This window comes from Flavobacterium sp. 316 (assembly GCF_000967805.1).
GTDB lineage: Bacteria > Bacteroidota > Bacteroidia > Flavobacteriales > Flavobacteriaceae > Flavobacterium > Flavobacterium sediminilitoris.
Map to the genome: position 1 here is coordinate 160174 of NZ_JYGZ01000002.1, position 17539 is coordinate 177712.

A 17539-nucleotide genomic window follows, 5' to 3' on the forward strand; every position below is an offset into this window, starting at 1 on the left:
ATAAAAATGAAAAAGAAAACCTTGTTTGATAAAGTTTGGGATAGTCATGTAGTTAGTGAAGTGCCAAATGGACCACAAATATTATATATAGACAAACATTTAATTCATGAAGTAACAAGCCCTCAGGCATTTGAGGAGTTAGAAGAGAGAGGAATTCCTGTTTTTCGCCCTAATCAAATCGTTGCTACAGCAGATCACAATGTGCCTACAAAAAATCAACATTTACCTATAAAAGATGAACTGTCTAAGAATCAATTAGAACAATTAACTAAAAATTGCAAGAAAAATAATATTACACTTTATGAATTAGGTCATAAATATCAAGGAATAGTTCATGTTATAGCTCCAGAATTAGGTATAACATTACCTGGAATGACTATGGTTTGCGGAGACAGTCATACATCAACTCATGGAGCTTTTGGAACAATCGCTTTTGGAATAGGTACTAGTCAAGTAGCACAGGTTTTTGCAAGTCAATGTTTATTATTAAATAAGCCTAAAAGCTTACGTGTCAATGTAAATGGAAAATTAGGAAAAGGAGTAACACCAAAAGATGTTATTCTATATATTATATCACAAATCGGGACTAATTCTGGAACAGGATATTTTTGTGAATATGCAGGAAACGTCTTTGAAGAAATGTCAATGGAAGGAAGAATGACAGTTTGTAATATGAGCATCGAAATGGGAGCTCGTGGCGGAATGATTGCTCCTGATGAGGTTACTTTTGACTACATAAGAGGTCGAGAATTTGCACCAAAAGGAATTGAATTAGAAGAAAAAATCTCTTATTGGAAAACATTGCCTACAGATGAAGACGCTATTTTTGATAAAGAATATCACTTTAATGCAGAATCTATAGCTCCAATGATTACGTATGGTACAAATCCAGGAATGGGAATAAAAGTAAATGAAACTATTCCAGATTTAGAAGATGTATCATTTCAAAAAGCGCTAGACTATATGGGATTTAAAAAAGGAGAATCTTTAATAGATAAACCTATTAATTATGTCTTTATAGGAAGTTGTACAAACTCTCGTATTGAAGATTTTAGGATTGCGGCACAATATATTGAGGGAAAGCAAAAAGCAAAGAATGTAAACGCTTTAATAGTTCCTGGTTCACAACAAGTGGCAAAACAAATAGAAGAGGAAGGGTTGAAAACTATTTTTGAAACAGCAGGTTTTGAAATTCGCCAGCCAGGATGTTCAGCATGTTTAGCTATGAATGATGATAAAATTCCAGCAGGAGAATATTGTGTATCTACGTCAAACAGAAATTTTGAAGGAAGGCAAGGACAAGGCTCAAAAACATTACTTTCAAGTCCTTTATTAGCAGCAGCAATTGCTGTAGAAGGAAAAATTATTGATATAACCCAATATTTAAACTAAATGGAAAAGTTTACAAGACTATATTCAACAGCAGTTCCTTTACCAGTTGAAAATATAGATACAGATCAAATAATTCCTGCTCGGTTTCTAAAAGTGACGAATAAAATAGGTTTTGGAAATAACCTTTTTAGAGATTGGAGATATAATGATAATAATCAATCGATAACATCATTTGTTTTGAATAACCCAAAATATTCAGGAAAAATACTAGTAGCAGGAGATAATTTTGGTTGTGGAAGTAGTAGGGAACATGCAGCTTGGGCATTAACAGATTACGGATTTAAAGTAATTGTATCGAGTTATTTTGCAGATATATTTAAAGGAAACGCGCTAAATAATGGATTATTACCTATACAAGTTTCTCCAGAGTTTTTGAAAGATGTTTTGGAAGTAATACAAAATACTCCAGATATTAAATTAGTTGTTGATTTAGAAGCCCAAACTTTAGAAGTTGAAAACACAGCCTTGAAAGAGACATTTGAAATCGATACATATAAAAAACTATGCATGATAAATGGTTATGATGATATTGATTTCTTAATCAGTAATAAAGAAAAGATTGAAACTTTTGAAAAAAATAGAATAGCAACTACAATTATTTAAAAACAGAGAAAATATGAATTTAAAAATAGCAGTTTTATCAGGTGATGGAATAGGACCTGAAGTAACACAAGAATCCATAAAAGTGTTAAAAACAATAGCTGAAATATATGGACATAATTTTGAGTTTCAAGAAGCCTTAGTTGGTGCTATTGCAATAGACGAAACAGAGAATCCATTACCCGAGAAAACGTTAAATCTTTGTAGAGAGAGTGATGCTGTTTTATTTGGAGCCATTGGTGATCCAAAATATGACAATAATCCAGATGCTAAAGTGAGACCAGAACAAGGATTATTGAAATTGCGTAAAGAGTTAGGGTTGTTTGCCAATATTCGTCCAATTAATGCTTATGATTCATTGCTAGATAAATCTCCATTGAAACGAGAAATTATTCAAGGAACAGACATGGTTATTTATAGAGAATTAACAGGTGGAATTTATTTCGGACAGAAAAAAATAAGTGAAGATGGAACAGTTGCTTCCGATTTGTGTGAGTATTCTAAGTTAGAAATAGAAAGAATTACACATTTAGCTTTCAAAGCAGCGCAAACTAGAAAAAAGAAAGTAACACTAATTGATAAAGCTAATGTCTTAGAAACATCAAGATTATGGAGAAGAATTGTTACATCTATTTCAAGAGAATATTCAGATGTAACTTTAGATTTTTTATTTGTAGATAATGCTGCTATGCAAATGATTTTAAATCCAAGTCAGTTTGATGTTATTTTAACTGAAAATATGTTTGGCGATATCATTTCAGATGAAGGAAGTGTAATAGGAGGATCAATAGGTCTTTTAGCATCTGCTTCAGTAGGAAACGGAACTGCTTTGTTTGAACCTATTCATGGATCATACCCACAAGCAACAGGAAAAAATATCGCAAACCCTATTGCTTCCATTTTAAGCGCGTCTATGCTTTTGGAACATTTCGGATTAAATAATGAAGCGAAACAAATTCGAATAGCTGTAGATAAAACATTAAAAAGAAATATTGTTTCAGTAGATATAAACAAAGAAACACCTTCATCAACATCGCAAATAGGAGATGTAATTGTTCAAATGTTGTTAAAACCAGATGAAACCATTAGCGAATCACATTTTGAAAATATCAAATTAGGAAAATCAGTATATATATAAAATAAAAAGTTAAATTTTATGAGTTTTTTCTTATTTTAGGAATAAAGTCTTTATTTCGCAGTTAATTAGATAAATTAACCTAAATATTGTTTTATGCTTAAAATTTGCTATTTCTTATTAGCATTGTTATGTTCTTTTTTTAGTTTTAGTCAAAATTCTTTTTCAGTATCAGGAAAATTATTAGATGAAAGTTTAAAATTACCACTAGAGTCGGCAACAATCTATTTTTCAAGAGTAAGTGATTCAACAGTAGTAGATTATACAATTTCTGATAAAAACGGAAATTTTAATTTTAAATTAAAAGGAATCAATTATCCTGTTTTTTTAAAGATCTCTTATAATGGCTATAAAGAATATAAAAAACAATTTGAAACATTATCAAAGGACCATGATTTAGGAAATCTTTATTTAGAAGAAAATGTATCTTCATTAAATGAAGTTGTAGTACAATCAGAAATTCCACCTATTGTAATAAAAACAGATACATTAGAATTTAACGCTTCATCATTTAAAGTAACTCCAGATGCTAATGTAGAAAAGTTATTGAAACAATTACCAGGTGTTGAAATAGATGAAGAAGGGAAGATTACTGTAAATGGAAAAGAAGTTAATAATATACTTGTAAACGGTAAACCCTTTTTTGGAAAAGATGGTAAAATTGCAACACAAAATCTTCCAGCAGAAATAATAGATAAAGTTCAAGTAACAGATACTAAAACAAAAGAAGAAGAACTATCAGGAACCGTAGCAAGTGAAAATGCAAGTACCATAAATCTTACCATTCAGGAAGATAAAAATAAAGGAATGTTTGGAAAAGCAACAGCAGGTTACGGAACCGATGATCGCTATGAATCCAGTGTGTTATTTAATTATTTTAAAGACACTCAAAAGATAAGTGTTTTAGGTTCTTCTAATAATATTAACTCTGTAGGCTTTTCCATGGATGAGATTTTTGATAATATGGGTGGTGGGAGAAATCAATCGGTATATATTAATAGTAATGGAAGTTTCGGAATTAATGGAATGCGTTTTGGTGGCAATTCAGGGATTACAAAATCGAATATGCTTGGTGTAAACTTTTCTGACGAATGGTTTAATAAAAAAGTAGACCCAAATGGAAGTTATTATTATACAAACTCCATCACAGAAAACAGAAATCGAACAGGAAGAATTAATCTTTTACCTACTGGTAATACAAGTACTAATTCAGAATCGAATACAAAAACAGACAATACTGGTCATGCAATCAACTTCGATATAGAAGTTAAAATAGATTCTACAACAACACTGTATTTGTCTCCCTATGTGTCTAAAAATAAAACTTTAGATCAATACTCCAGTTTTTCAAGTTCTTTTGACAGTGAGAATGTCTTGTTGAACGAAAATACAACGAATAATTTCCAAGATGTGGAACGTTCTAGTTTTACCAATAACTTGTATCTCTATAAAAAACTGAAACGTAAGGGTAGAGGGATGAGTTTTACTATGAATAATGAATATAGTAATAATGAAACGAATTTAAATACGAATACCAATACCGTTTTTTATCAATCAGGAAATCCTGATGATAGTAGAAATCAGAATCGATTGGATACAGATAAAATGGACATGTTAGAGTTTGAAGTTGGCTATTCAGAACCGATTACTGATTCTTTAAAATTGAGTTTTGAAACTTCTTTTAAAACCCAACGCTTTAGAAATGATAAAGCTACTTTTGATTTTGATGCCTCCACAAATACTTATACTGATTATAATGATTTGTTATCCAATCAAATTTTTTCAAGAACCAATACCTTTAATGGTACGGTAGGAATTACTATCAAAAAAAGTAAATACCAATTGAATATGGATTTTGGTACCGATTTTTTAAATTATGACAATCAATCCATTTATTTAGGTGCAGTTACTATATTAAAGAATAATTATATGTATCCTAATATAAGAGCCTATTTGAATTATAAGGTAGCCAAATCCAAGTCAATTTACAGTCGCTATACTTATAATGTAAATCTGCCTTCCGCGGAGCAATTATTACCTTTTGAAAATTTAGCCAATCCATTAAATACTATTACTGGTAATGCTTTCTTAAAACCTGTAGAAAATCATAATTTGTACTTTAATTTTAATAATTATAATTATGCTACACGTTCTGGTTTTTATAGTTATTTTGGAGGAAGTTTAAACAAAAATCAAATAGTAAGTTCAACAGTTTATGATAGCGATTTTAAAGCAAATACAACTTATCAAAATATAGATCAGACTTATAATTTTTACACAGGATTTAATTTAAATAAATCTTATAAGAAAGAAAAGAGAATCATAAAATATGGTTTAGGAATAGGGGTGAATTATAATCTAAATCAAGGATTAACAAACGCAGCATTGTATGAAGCTAGAGGAATACAATTAAATCCAAGAGTTAACTTTTCATATTCAATAGAAGATCTTATAACCATTTCGCCTACATATAAATACAGTTATAATACTACTTCATTTAAGAACTATGTGATTGATAATTCAAATAACTACAGACATATTTTTAAAATTGAAGCCACAACATATTGGCCAAAAAACATTGTTCTAGGAAATGATTTTGGATATACATATAATTCTAATATAGCAGATGGTTTCCAAAAAGATTTTTATTTATGGAATGCTAGTTTAGGATATAATTTCTTTAAAGATCAATTACTAGCAAAAGTAAAAGTATATGATTTATTAAATCAGAATGTAAATGCAACCCGAACAATTACTCCTACTGCTATTACAGATACAGAAAATACAGTTTTACAACAATATGTAATGTTTTCTTTAACGTATAAACTAGAAAAATTTGGAGGAAAAGATAAGAAGAAAACTCATTTCATGATGGATTAAATAGAATGATTTATTTTATGATTCTCTACATTTTTTTAAATGTTTTGCTGTAGTTTCTAATGGTTAGTTGTTAAGAGATTAAAATCACACAAAGTTCTCTATAAGTATTGGGAACTATTTTGATGATTTTCTTTTTTGAATATAGAAAGATATTCTTTATATAGAGTGTTTTTGTTTTTTAATGTTAAAATAGGTATTGTGAAAATAAAAAAGATGAACATAATTGTTCATCTTTTTTTTAAGTTATATTGTTTTAGTATTATTATAAGATAAGAATTACCAACTTCCGCCAGCTCCTCCACCAGAGAAGCCTCCTCCGCCAAATCCTCCACCGAAGCCACCACCACCAAATCCGCCTCCAGATGAGCCACCACCAAAACTTCCTCCACCGTTACCGCGACCAAGACTGCTTAATATGATAATGTCCATTAAATCGACACCTCCAGTTCTTCCAGATCCGCCATTGTTACCACGGTTGTTTTTGTTTTTAGAAATCAGTATAATTAGGATAATAAAGAATAAGATAAAAATAAAAATAGGTAAACCACTTCCTTTACTTTTATTTCCTTTTCTCTCTCCTTTATAAGTTCCTTTTATAACATCAAAAATAGCTGTTGTTCCTTTGTCTAAACCATTGTAATAACTACCTGCTTTAAATTCAGGAAGGATTACATTTCTTATTAGCTCTCCATTTATACCAGCAGTTAATTTATGCTCTAATCCATAACCAGGAGAAATCCAGATTTTTCGATCATTTTTTGAAAGTAAAATTAGAATTCCATTATCAGTATCAGCTTGGCCAATTCCCCATTCTTGTGCCCATCTAGGTGTTAAAATACCAATATCATCTCCTTTTAAACTTTCAACAGTAATAATAACAATTTGTGTAGTTGTAGAATCAGAATAGGTTACTAATTTGTTTTCTAGTGATTTTTCTTCAGATTCATTTAAAACATCTGCATAATCGTATATAGAGGTTTGGAAAGTAGGTTTTTTTGGAATGTCAAATTGTGAAAATCCTATATAATGTAAAAGTAATGTGGTAAGAACCAACAAAAATTTCATTATTTTAAAAATTAAGTTTGCCATTATCCTTTTGATATTTCATTTGACAGTTCATCAATATCATCAGATTGGTAAGGAAAAAACTCTTTTAAGCGTTTTCCCGCTTCTCTAATGCCATTTACTAAACCGTCTTTATTGTTTTTGTTTTTAAAGTTGTCAATTACAATATCTTTAGTAGAGTTCCAAAAATTAGCATCTACAACTTTATTAATTCCTTCATCACCTATTATGGCAAAGTGCTTGTCTGCAACTCCTACGTAAAAAAGAACACCATTTCTATCTTTGGTATTTTGCATGTTAAGAGTAAAAAAAACCTCCTGAGCTCTTTCGAGCGGAGGTTTTTCTGAATGTTCTTCTATATGTACACGAATTTCTCCTGAAGTGTCTTTTTCTGCTTCAACAATAGCTTGAACAATTTCTTGTTCTTCACTTGCTGTTAAGAAATCTTCTGTTTTAGACATTATTTACCAAAATCAAATTCAACATCTACTGGTTTTTCAGCACCTTCAACAGCTTTGAAATATGCTTTCTCTTTAAAGCCGAACCATCCTGCAAAAATATTGTTTGGGAAAACAGTAACATGATTGTTATATGGTTTTACAGCTTCATTAAAACGAGTTCTAGCTGTTAGAATTTGATTTTCTGTACTAGATAGTTCATCTTGTAATTTTAAGAAATTTTGATTCGCTTTTAAATCAGGATATTTTTCAACAGTAACTAATAAACGAGAAAGAGCAGAATTTAATCCACCTTGTGCTTGATTAAAAGCATCTAATTGCTCAGGTGTAATGTTTGTTGGGTCTATTGTAGTTGCTGTTGCTTTAGCTCTAGCATTTACTACTGCTTCTAATGTCGATTTTTCAAAATCAGCAGCTCCTTTTACTGTTTTAACAAGATTTCCAATTAAATCATTTCTTCTTTGATAAGACGTTTCAACATTTCCCCAAGATTCCTGAATGTTTTGGTTTAGTTTTACGGCTGTGTTATTTATTCCTTTGAAGTAGCTATATCCAATTATAACTAATACTCCAATAATTATCCACGGTAAGAATTTTTTCATAATTGTTGTTTTTAAAGTTGATTTTTAATATTTAATAATTGTGTTCTTATTGATTCTAATTTTCTAATAATTTCAAATTTGTCTAAGGTTTTCTTTTGACCTTCTTTAAGGTGTATTTTAGCTCCTTCCAGAGTGAAACCTCTTTCTTTTACTAAGTGAAAAATTAATTGTAAATTTTTCACGTCTTCGGGTGTGAATTTTCTATTTCCTTTTGCATTTTTTTTAGGTTTTAAAATATCAAATTCTTTTTCCCAAAAACGAATTAAAGATGCATTTACATCAAAAGCGACAGCAAGTTCGCCAATACTATAATATAATTTATCAGGTAAATTAATATGCATTAGTCTAAAGATTGATTTTCTTGAGTTGCTAATTTTGAAATAGCTACATATTCTTCGGCTGAAATACTGCCATAATAAAAATTAATAGGATTTACTTTTTCACCATTCTTTATTACTTCATAATGGAGGTGAGGAGCTTCACTTCGCCCTGTGCTTCCTACATAACCTATAATGTCACCACGTTTTACTTTTTGACCAGGACGACAATTGTATTTGCTTAAATGGGCATACAAAGTTACATAACCATATCCGTGATTTATTTCTATATGATTTCCATAGCCAGAAAGTGAATTATCTGCTTTTAATACTACACCATCACCAGTTGCATATATAGGCGTTCCAGAAGGAGAAGTAAAATCCATTCCGTAATGAAATTTTCTAATTTTTGTAAAAGGGTCACTTCTATAACCATAACCAGAAGCCATTCTTTTTAAATCTTCATTTTTTACAGGCTGAATTGCAGGGATTGCAGCTAATAATTTTTCTTTTTGTTTTGCTAAAGTTACAATTTCATCAAGTGATCTAGATTGAATAACTAACTCTTTTGTTAATTGATCTACTCGTTTAGTAGTATTAATTACTAATTCAGAATTGTTATAGCCTTCTAATGATTTATATCTATTTACGCCACCAAATCCTGCCTTGCGTTCTTCCTCACTTATAGGTGTAGTGTTAAAATAAATACGATAAATATTGTTATCGCGCTCTCCTATAGCATTTATACCTTCACTCATTAAATCCATTTTCTTATTCAAAAGTGTATAATTAAGCTTCATGTACTCAAGTTCACTTGTTAATAACTTATCTTTTGGAGTCTCAAAATAAGGAGTGTTTATCAATAGAATTAAACACAAAAAACCAAATAATGCAGACGATAGTAAGAATAAAAAAAGATAACCAAATTTTTTACGACGTTGAGGTTTAATACGTTTATATGCTAAATTTTCAGAATCGTAATAATATTTTACTTTAGACATGTTTTAAAATTACTATTTTTGCACCAAACTGGATGGTGTTTATTGATTATACGGACAAATTTAAAAAATGTTTCATTCAAATCTATTTTTTATCTTTAAAACTTAAATATTTAATTTTTTACAGATGAATCTAATTGATATAGAAATAAATTTGAGACATAATAAATTAAATGAAGTTAATAGAAAAACAACGGAAATAGTTGGAATATATAAGTATAAGTAAAAAAAGTCCATTAGTCTTATCAAGAATTTAAAAAACATATCAGAAAAAAATAAATAGTAATAATGAAATCACAAGACATTAGAAAAGCGTACTTACAATTCTTTGAAAGCAAAGGACATTTAATTGTTCCTTCTGCACCTATTGTGCTAAAAGATGATCCTACCTTGATGTTTAATAACTCAGGAATGGCTCAATTCAAAGAATATTTTTTAGGAAACGGAATCCCTAAAAGTAAGCGTATAGCCGATACACAAAAATGTCTTCGTGTTTCTGGAAAGCATAACGATTTAGAAGACGTAGGTTTTGATACTTATCATCATACTATGTTTGAAATGCTAGGAAATTGGTCTTTTGGGGATTATTTCAAGAAAGAAGCATTAGATTGGGCTTGGGAATTTTTAACCGAAGTTTTAAAGCTAGATAAAGATCGTTTATATGTTTCTGTTTTTGAAGGAAACCCATCAGAAAATGTACCATTTGATCAAGAAGCATTTGATATTTGGAAAAAATATGTACCAGAAGACCGAATTATCTTAGGAAATAAAAAAGATAATTTCTGGGAAATGGGAGATCAAGGACCATGCGGACCATGTTCTGAAATTCATATCGATTTGCGTTCAGATGAGGAAAGAGCTAAAAAATCGGGTCGTGAGTTAGTAAATGAAGATCATCCTCAAGTTGTGGAAATTTGGAACAATGTATTTATGGAGTTTAACCGTAAAGCAGATGGTTCTTTAGAAAAATTACCAGCACAACACGTAGATACAGGAATGGGATTTGAACGTTTATGTATGGCTATGCAAGGTGTTCAATCAAACTATGATACTGATGTTTTTACACCGCTTATTAGAGAAGTTGAAACCATTACTAATACAAAATATGGTTCAAATGAAAAACAAGATGTAGCTATTCGTGTTATTGTCGATCACGTTCGTGCAGTTGCATTTGCTATTGCTGACGGACAATTACCTTCAAATAATGGAGCTGGTTATGTAATTCGTAGAATTTTACGAAGAGCTATTCGTTATGGTTTTACATTTTTAGACACAAAACAGCCTTTTATCTATAAATTAGTGGAAATATTGAGCAATCAAATGGGTGAATTTTTCCCAGAGATTCAATTACAACGCAATTTAGTTAGGAATGTAATCAAAGAAGAAGAAGCATCTTTCTTAAGAACACTAGATCAAGGTTTAATCTTATTGGATAATGTAATCAATACTACTAAAGGGACTGAAGTTTCAGGAAGAAAAGCATTTGAATTATATGATACCTTTGGTTTTCCGATAGATTTAACAGCGCTTATTCTTAGAGAAAAAGGCTATACATTAAATGAAAAAGAATTTGATGTAGAACTTCAAAAGCAAAAAGATCGTTCTAGAGCTGCTTCAAAAGTAAAAACAGGAGACTGGGAAGTGTTATATGATGATGATGTAGAAGAATTTGTTGGATACGATACAATTACAACTAATGTAAAAATAACACGATATAGAAAAGTAGAAAATCAAAAATTAGGAGAAATGTACCAATTGGTTTTCAATTTAACCCCTTTTTATCCTGAAGGAGGAGGGCAAATAGGAGATATAGGATATATTGAAGGAGCAAATGGAGAAGTAGTATATATTGAGGATACAAAAAAAGAAAACAATGTAATTATTCATTTTACTAAAACATTACCTCGAAAATTAGATGCTATATACAATGCAGTAGTTGATAATAATTTCAGAAAAAATGTATCGAGTAACCATACAGCAACTCATCTATTACATCAGGCATTACGTACCATTTTAGGGACACATGTAGAGCAAAAAGGATCATTAGTAAGTAATAAATATTTACGTTTTGATTTTTCTCATTTTACTAAAGTAACAGCAGAAGAATTAGAAGCTGTTGAAGATTTTGTAAATGCAAGAATTCAAGATCAATTGCCATTAATTGAGCGAAGAAATATTCCATTTCAACAAGCAGTAGATGAAGGAGCAATGGCATTGTTTGGGGAAAAATATGGCGATACGGTAAGAGCAATTAAATTTGGTAAAAGTATGGAGCTTTGTGGAGGTATTCACGTGCAAAATACTTCCGATATTTGGCATTTTATGATAACATCTGAAAGTGCAGTAGCAGCAGGTATAAGAAGAATTGAAGCTATTTCAAATGATTTTGCTAAAAACCATTTAATGGAACAAAACCATTTATTAGGAGAAGTTAAAGAAGTGTTGAAAAATCCGCAAGATGTTTTAAAAGCAGTAGGTTCATTGCAAGATGAAAATACAAAATTAAAAAAACAAGTGGAGCAATTGTTGAAAGATAAAGCAAAAGGCTTAAAAGGAGAATTAGAAGCACAAATTCAAGAAATAAATGGAGTTAAATTCTTAGCTACACAAGTTGATTTAGATGCTAATGGAGCAAAAGATTTAGCTTATGAATTAGGAAATAATGAAATCAATTTATTCTTAGTTTTAGCTACAGCAAATGAAGATAAGCCTATGTTAACTTGCTATATTTCTAAAGAATTAGTAGCAAATAAAGGTTTAAATGCAGGTCAGGTAGTTCGCGAATTAGGAAAATACATTCAAGGAGGAGGAGGAGGACAGCCTTTCTTTGCAACTGCTGGAGGTAAAAATGTAAATGGAATTGCAGAAGCTTTGGAAAAAGCAGTTGATTTTGTGAAGTAAGAAATTGTAACCTATATTCTTAAAAAACTAAAAAACCATTTTGAGCAATCAAAGTGGTTTTTTTATAGCAATAAAATATTATTTTATTGCTATTTTGGTAAGAAAGTTAAAATAACAATGTTTAATTCTTGAATACTAATCATTCTTAGATTTTTCTTTAAACAAATAAGGTAATTAAAAGGTGATTATATCTTTTCTTCTTGTTGATGGAGTTGAGGAAACTTAAATTTATTTGTTAAAATGAATTAGTGAAATTTATAATTTCTCTATAATTTCATTATAAATAGTTTGTGTATGCTGGGTGTTTATATTATATGTTTTACCATAGTTAATAATGGCACCAGCGAACAAATTGAGTTCGTTATTTTCTTTGTTTGTGTTCACATCCAATTGAAGTGAAGTAGGCGTAGAAGGTGGGAATGTTTTAGCTTTTACAAAAGTAGCTGCTATAACATCATTAGCTAAAGGAATGTTTTTCATTTTAGCAATTTTTTCAATTTCTTGCATTATTTCTGTAGCTCTTTGTCTTAATACTTCGTTTTCACAAACATTACCTATAGGTTGATTGTAGCGAGCAGTGACTAATCCGAAACTAGCGATAAACATAAATTTTGTCCAAATGGCTGGGAATGCATCTTCTTGGAAATCGATGATGGCTCCACTGTTTTCTAATATAGAAATTACCCATTGAATGTCTTCATGAGGATAATTGAGGTCTTTGCCTAGTACAATTTTTCCAGTGATTCCTTTGTGTTCAATAATCCCTTTTTCTTTAATATGGGAAGCTACATAAACACAAGCGGGTAAAATGGTGTTGTGAGTTATAATTTTCCGAATACGATCGTAAATATCTGCTCCATTCATCAAGGGAAGTAGAATTGTTTTTTCGTTGATAACCGAAAGTAATTGTTTACAAACGTTTTCTAAATCATACTCTTTCACACATATTAGAATTAAATCAGGTTTTTTTATTGCGCTAATATCCTCAATAATTGCATCAGGTTTTGTAACATTGTTTTTGTGTTCAGGAGAAAGTAATGTTAAGCCTTTCTCTTTTATGACTTGATAAGTTGTTTTTCGAGCTAAAAAAGTAATATGAAAAAGTGAGTTGGTATTTGCTTCATTAATTTTAAAACCGAAATAACCACCAACGCCTCCAGTACCAATAATAGTAATGTTTTTTATATTCATTAGAATAGTTTTAAAAATTAGTTATAGCAAATATCCAAACAAATATTTTGCAGTCACTTGCCAAATGAAAAGAAATTAAAGTGTAGTAATTTTTTTTCTAATTCTGCTCAATGAAGTATCGGTAATGCCTAAGAAAGAAGCAATTATTTTTAGGGGAACATTTTGAAAAATAGCAGGTTGTTTTTTTAATAAATTAAGATAACGTTCTTCAGCAGTATCTTTTGCCATTTCTAAAACTCTATCATGTAGTTTATAATAATTAACAACAAAAAGCATTCTGCTAAATTCTCTAAATTCAGGAATAGAGTGAAAGTTTTCTTGCACTGTTTCTAAATCGGTTAGCCAAAAAGTACAATCGGTTAAGGTTTCATAATTCTCTTTGGTAGGCTGTTCTTTAAAAAAGGAAAGAAAATCATTAACAAAGCAAGGAGCAGTAAAAAGATTCGTCGTTATTTCATTTCCGTTAGAGTCAAATGTGTAGGAACGAACATAACCTGTTTCTAAGAAATAGGTTTTATTGTTAATTCTATTTTCAGCTAATAAAAGTTCGTTTTTTTTCAGTGAAAACGATTTAAATTTTCTAGTAATTTGATGAACAATATCATCTTCAATTGGAAATAAGGAATGAAAGTATAAGTTTAAAGTTTCTTTGCTCATTATTTATTATCCTATAACATAAAAAAAGCCTTTAGTCCACTTAAAATACTTTGAACAGCATAAGAAGCTAAAATTAATCCCATTATTTTACTAATAACAGTTATTCCATATTCTCCTATTTTCTCCTGTACATAATTAGCCACTAAAAGTAATGACATAGTAATTCCTATGACAACTAAAACCAATAGAGACGTAATAGCTTGTTGTTGTATCGTATAAATATGATTATCAGTCATTAAAACAACAGCCATTATAGCACCAGGCGAAGCAATTGAAGGAATCGCTACAGGGAAAATGGTAACATGTTTATAATCTTTGATTAAATGTTTCTCCGTTTCTGGTTTTCCATCTCCAAAAATCATCGTTAAGGCAAATAAAAATAAGATAACACCACCTGATATTTGAAAAGCATCGAGAGATACTTCCATTCCTTCTAGTATTAATTGCCCAATTAGAATAAAAAAAAGTAAAACAGAAAATGCAATTAAAGAAGCTCTAATGGCTACTTTTTGTTTTTCTCTTTTATCGAAATTTTTTGTAGCTTCTAAATAAACAGGAATAGAACCTAGCGGATCAATTACAGCAATTAAAAAAAGTAGAGTAGTGATTATTTCTGCCATTTTGTGTTTTTAAATACTTGTTTTTTTGGCTGTCAAAAATAAAAATCATTATTCCAAATATAATTATTATTATGTTAAAAATAAGAGAAGCTATAAAGTAATGTAGTAATATGTTCTATTTATAAAGAATAATTTGTTGTAACTATTTATTTTTTACTTTATTTGTAAAAAAATAAACACAAAAATGAAAAAAATTTTAACACTAGTAAGCGCAATTGCGTTGGTTTTTACATCATGTTCAAAAGATGATGATTCTGTAGTAGATGAAGCTGAAAACATTCTTTTAAAAAAAACAATCCTTACTGAAGGAGGAAATACAGAGACTTATGATTGGACTTATGATGGTAATAAACTTGTGAGTAATATTTCTAATGACGGTTCAAAACTCTTATATACTTATACAGGAGATTTATTAACAAAAATAGAAGAGTTTGATGGTGCGTCTTTAGAATTTACTACGAATTATTTTTATAATAATGGGAAATTAGTTTCTATGGAAGAAATTTCAACAGGTAGTTCTCAAAAAGAAAGAACTGACTATACTTACAACTCTGATGGTACAGTTTCTTTTACTAAGTACGCTATAGTGATAGCAACGAATGCAACGAGCACAATTAATAATGGGAAATTATTTTTTGCCAATAATAATGTTATTAAGAGAGAGGAGATTAGTACCTATTCAACTATAACAACAACATATTTGTATGATGATAAGAAAAATCCATTTATGAATGTTGTTGGACTTGATAAGTTGTTTGATGAACCAAGGTCTTCAAAGAATAATGTAGTTAAAGAAACTGAAGTTGTTGAAAATACTTCTGGAGGAACTACCAATACTTATATTACTACAAATGTATATACTTATAATGCGAGTGGTTACCCAATAACAGTTGTTGAAACTCAACAATCAGGAGATGTAACTTCTTATCAATTGCTTTATTAATATTTTAAAGAAAACAAACAGTAAGAAACCCAAGACCAAGTGTTTTGGGTTTCTTTTTTATTGTTATTTTTGATGAAAATTACCTTGTATGCAATTTCGTACTCGAATTCCCATTTTACAAAATAAAACCCAAATCAATTATCAATCAAAGATTATTGCTTTAGGTTCTTGTTTTGTAGAAAACATAGGAAAAAAAATCGATTATTATAAATTTCAAAATACTGTAAATCCCTTTGGTATTATTTTTAATCCAATATCGTTAGAAAAGGTAATCGTAAGAAGTATTCAGAAAGATTATTTTAAAGAAAAAGATATTTTTTTTCATAATGATTTATGGCATTGCTATGAAGTGCATTCTGAACTGTCTAATCCCAATAAAGATTTTTTTTTAAAACAATTAAATGCATTAATTGATGATACTAATGTGCAACTTAAGCAAGCGACACATTGTATTATTACTCTAGGAACTTCTTGGGTGTATCAATATAATGAAACGAAAGAGATTGTTGCCAATTGCCATAAAGTTCCTCAAAAACAATTTTTAAAGCAATTGTTATCTATTGATGAAATAGAAAAAAGTTTAAAAAATATTGTGTTTTTAGTTGCTTCTGTGAATCCGAATTGTAGTTTCATTTTTACCGTTTCACCAGTGCGACATATTAAAGATGGTTTTGTTGAAAATAATGTTAGTAAAGCGCATTTAATTAGTGCAATACATAATTTGCTGAATACTGAACATTTAAAACGAAATACTAACTACTTTCCTTCCTATGAAATTGTGATGGATGAGTTACGTGATTATCGTTTTTATGCTGAAGATATGTTACATCCTAACCAAGTAGCTATCGATTATATTTGGCAACGATTCAAAGAAACAGTAATTTCAGAAATAGCATTTCTAACTATGGATGAGGTTGAAACAATTCAAAAAGCATTATCACATAGACCTTTCAATCCTAATTCTTCAAGTCATTTGAAGTTTATAGAAAATACACAAAGGAAAATTAGTAATTTGCAAGCAAAATTTTCGTTTATTCAATTTTAAAAAACATCTGTTTATGAGCTTATTTAATCGTTTGTCTGAAATAAGAAAATGGGTTGTACTCATCTTAATAGGGTTAGTATTATTTTTCGGATACAAATATTTTACGAGTACAACAGAGACTTCTTCAATAGAATATGATACAAATCTTATTCAAGCACAAATTAAAAACGTAGGTAAACTTGTGGTAACAGAAGGTCATTTTGCGGAGGTATTAACTTATAAAGACCGAAAAGAAACATATATTCCTGGTTTAACTTTTGATAAAAAGGCTTTAGTAGTAATCAATGCAGATGTAACGGTAGGTTTTGATTTAAGCAAAGTAACGTATGATATTGATGCCAAAAATAAAATTTTAACGATTACCAATGTCCCAAAAGAAGAAATAAAAATTAGTCCAGATATAAAATATTACAATACTGAATCAAGTACTTTTAATGAATTTACAGGAGAAGATTATAATAAAATTAATAAAATAGCAAGAGAAAATCTAGCTAAAAAAATTGATAAATCGACTTTGAAAACGAATGCTAAAAATCGTTTGTTGTCTGAATTAGCAAAAATGCTAGTATTAACAAATTCTATGGGTTGGACATTACAATATAAAGGAGATGTTATTGAATCAGAGAGTGATTTAAAATTATAGTTGAAATATTTTCTTGTTTTTATTTCATAAAAAAACCACATACTAGATCTTTTTATCGATTAAAATATGTGGTAAAATTAAAAATTATCGTT

Annotated in this window: 16 protein-coding genes; 8 read left to right on the forward strand and 8 right to left on the reverse strand. The window is 29.6% G+C overall.

Going from position 1 to position 17539, the window contains the following annotated elements; genetic code table 11:
• Positions 1-6: 6 nt before the first annotated feature.
• The 4 genes from leuC (at position 7) to SY27_RS04440 (ending at position 6007) form a co-directional block, all read left to right on the forward strand.
• A complete protein-coding gene (leuC, locus tag SY27_RS04425) occupies positions 7-1392 on the forward strand; it encodes a 3-isopropylmalate dehydratase large subunit (protein WP_045967615.1) in 1386 nt (461 codons plus the stop codon).
• Positions 1393-1995 (forward strand): 3-isopropylmalate dehydratase small subunit, encoded by a 603-nt coding sequence (gene leuD, locus SY27_RS04430; protein WP_045967616.1) that lies wholly within the window; start codon positions 1393-1395, stop codon positions 1993-1995. It begins immediately after the preceding gene.
• Positions 1996-2008: 13 nt separating this feature from the next.
• The gene (gene leuB / locus SY27_RS04435) at positions 2009-3130 is read left to right on the forward strand and encodes a 3-isopropylmalate dehydrogenase (RefSeq protein ID WP_045967617.1); all 1122 of its coding nucleotides are present in this window, start codon (positions 2009-2011) and stop codon (positions 3128-3130) included.
• A 93-nt stretch (positions 3131-3223) separates the two neighbouring features.
• Positions 3224-6007: an outer membrane beta-barrel protein gene (locus tag SY27_RS04440; RefSeq protein WP_045967618.1), complete on the forward strand. Its 2784-nt coding sequence runs from the start codon at positions 3224-3226 to the stop codon at positions 6005-6007.
• A gap of 276 nt (positions 6008-6283) precedes the next feature.
• Here the strand turns inward: SY27_RS04440 and SY27_RS04445 are convergent, their stop codons facing one another.
• From SY27_RS04445 to SY27_RS04465, 5 genes are read right to left on the reverse strand one after another with little or no spacing between them, the layout of a single operon-like run.
• A complete protein-coding gene (locus tag SY27_RS04445; protein ID WP_082084304.1) occupies positions 6284-7096 on the reverse strand; it encodes a YgcG family protein in 813 nt (270 codons plus the stop codon).
• A complete protein-coding gene (locus SY27_RS04450) occupies positions 7096-7533 on the reverse strand; it encodes a TPM domain-containing protein (protein WP_045967619.1) in 438 nt (145 codons plus the stop codon). Before SY27_RS04450 ends, SY27_RS04445 begins: the two co-directional genes overlap by 1 nt.
• Entirely contained in the window at positions 7533-8132 is a 600-nt protein-coding gene (locus SY27_RS04455) for a LemA family protein (RefSeq protein ID WP_045967620.1), read from the reverse strand. The genes SY27_RS04450 and SY27_RS04455 overlap by 1 nt, the downstream gene beginning before the upstream one ends.
• An 11-nt stretch (positions 8133-8143) precedes the next feature.
• Positions 8144-8473 carry a MerR family transcriptional regulator gene (locus tag SY27_RS04460; RefSeq protein ID WP_045967621.1) on the reverse strand — a complete coding sequence of 110 codons (330 nt, stop codon included), beginning with the start codon at positions 8471-8473 and terminating at the stop codon, positions 8144-8146.
• Entirely contained in the window at positions 8473-9450 is a 978-nt protein-coding gene (locus SY27_RS04465; protein ID WP_045967622.1) for a M23 family metallopeptidase, read from the reverse strand. The genes SY27_RS04460 and SY27_RS04465 overlap by 1 nt, the downstream gene beginning before the upstream one ends.
• 285 nt (positions 9451-9735) lie before the next feature.
• Here SY27_RS04465 and alaS point away from each other — a divergent pair, with 285 nt between their 5' ends.
• Positions 9736-12348 (forward strand): alanine--tRNA ligase, encoded by a 2613-nt coding sequence (gene alaS / locus SY27_RS04470; RefSeq protein ID WP_045967624.1) that lies wholly within the window; start codon positions 9736-9738, stop codon positions 12346-12348.
• A gap of 255 nt (positions 12349-12603) precedes the next feature.
• Here the strand turns inward: alaS and SY27_RS04475 are convergent, their stop codons facing one another.
• From SY27_RS04475 to SY27_RS04485, 3 genes are all read right to left on the reverse strand, one after another.
• Positions 12604-13539 carry a ketopantoate reductase family protein gene (locus tag SY27_RS04475; protein WP_045967625.1) on the reverse strand — a complete coding sequence of 312 codons (936 nt, stop codon included), beginning with the start codon at positions 13537-13539 and terminating at the stop codon, positions 12604-12606.
• A 75-nt stretch (positions 13540-13614) separates the two neighbouring features.
• Entirely contained in the window at positions 13615-14196 is a 582-nt protein-coding gene (locus SY27_RS04480) for a Crp/Fnr family transcriptional regulator (protein WP_045967627.1), read from the reverse strand.
• Positions 14197-14207: 11 nt separating this feature from the next.
• Positions 14208-14816, reverse strand: coding sequence for a MarC family protein (locus tag SY27_RS04485; RefSeq protein WP_045967629.1), 609 nt, complete (start codon positions 14814-14816; stop codon positions 14208-14210).
• A 184-nt stretch (positions 14817-15000) separates the two neighbouring features.
• Here SY27_RS04485 and SY27_RS04490 point away from each other — a divergent pair, with 184 nt between their 5' ends.
• The 3 genes from SY27_RS04490 to SY27_RS04500 all read left to right on the forward strand — a co-directional run bounded on the left by SY27_RS04490 (position 15001) and on the right by SY27_RS04500 (position 17447).
• On the forward strand, positions 15001-15759 hold the full coding sequence (locus SY27_RS04490) for a hypothetical protein (RefSeq protein ID WP_045967631.1): 759 nt from the start codon (positions 15001-15003) through the stop codon (positions 15757-15759).
• Positions 15760-15847: 88 nt separating this feature from the next.
• Positions 15848-16804: a GSCFA domain-containing protein gene (locus SY27_RS04495; protein WP_045967633.1), complete on the forward strand. Its 957-nt coding sequence runs from the start codon at positions 15848-15850 to the stop codon at positions 16802-16804.
• A 13-nt stretch (positions 16805-16817) separates the two neighbouring features.
• Positions 16818-17447, forward strand: a complete 630-nt coding sequence (locus SY27_RS04500; protein ID WP_045967635.1) for a DUF4230 domain-containing protein — start codon at positions 16818-16820, stop codon at positions 17445-17447.
• The last annotated feature ends 92 nt before the right edge of the window (positions 17448-17539 follow it).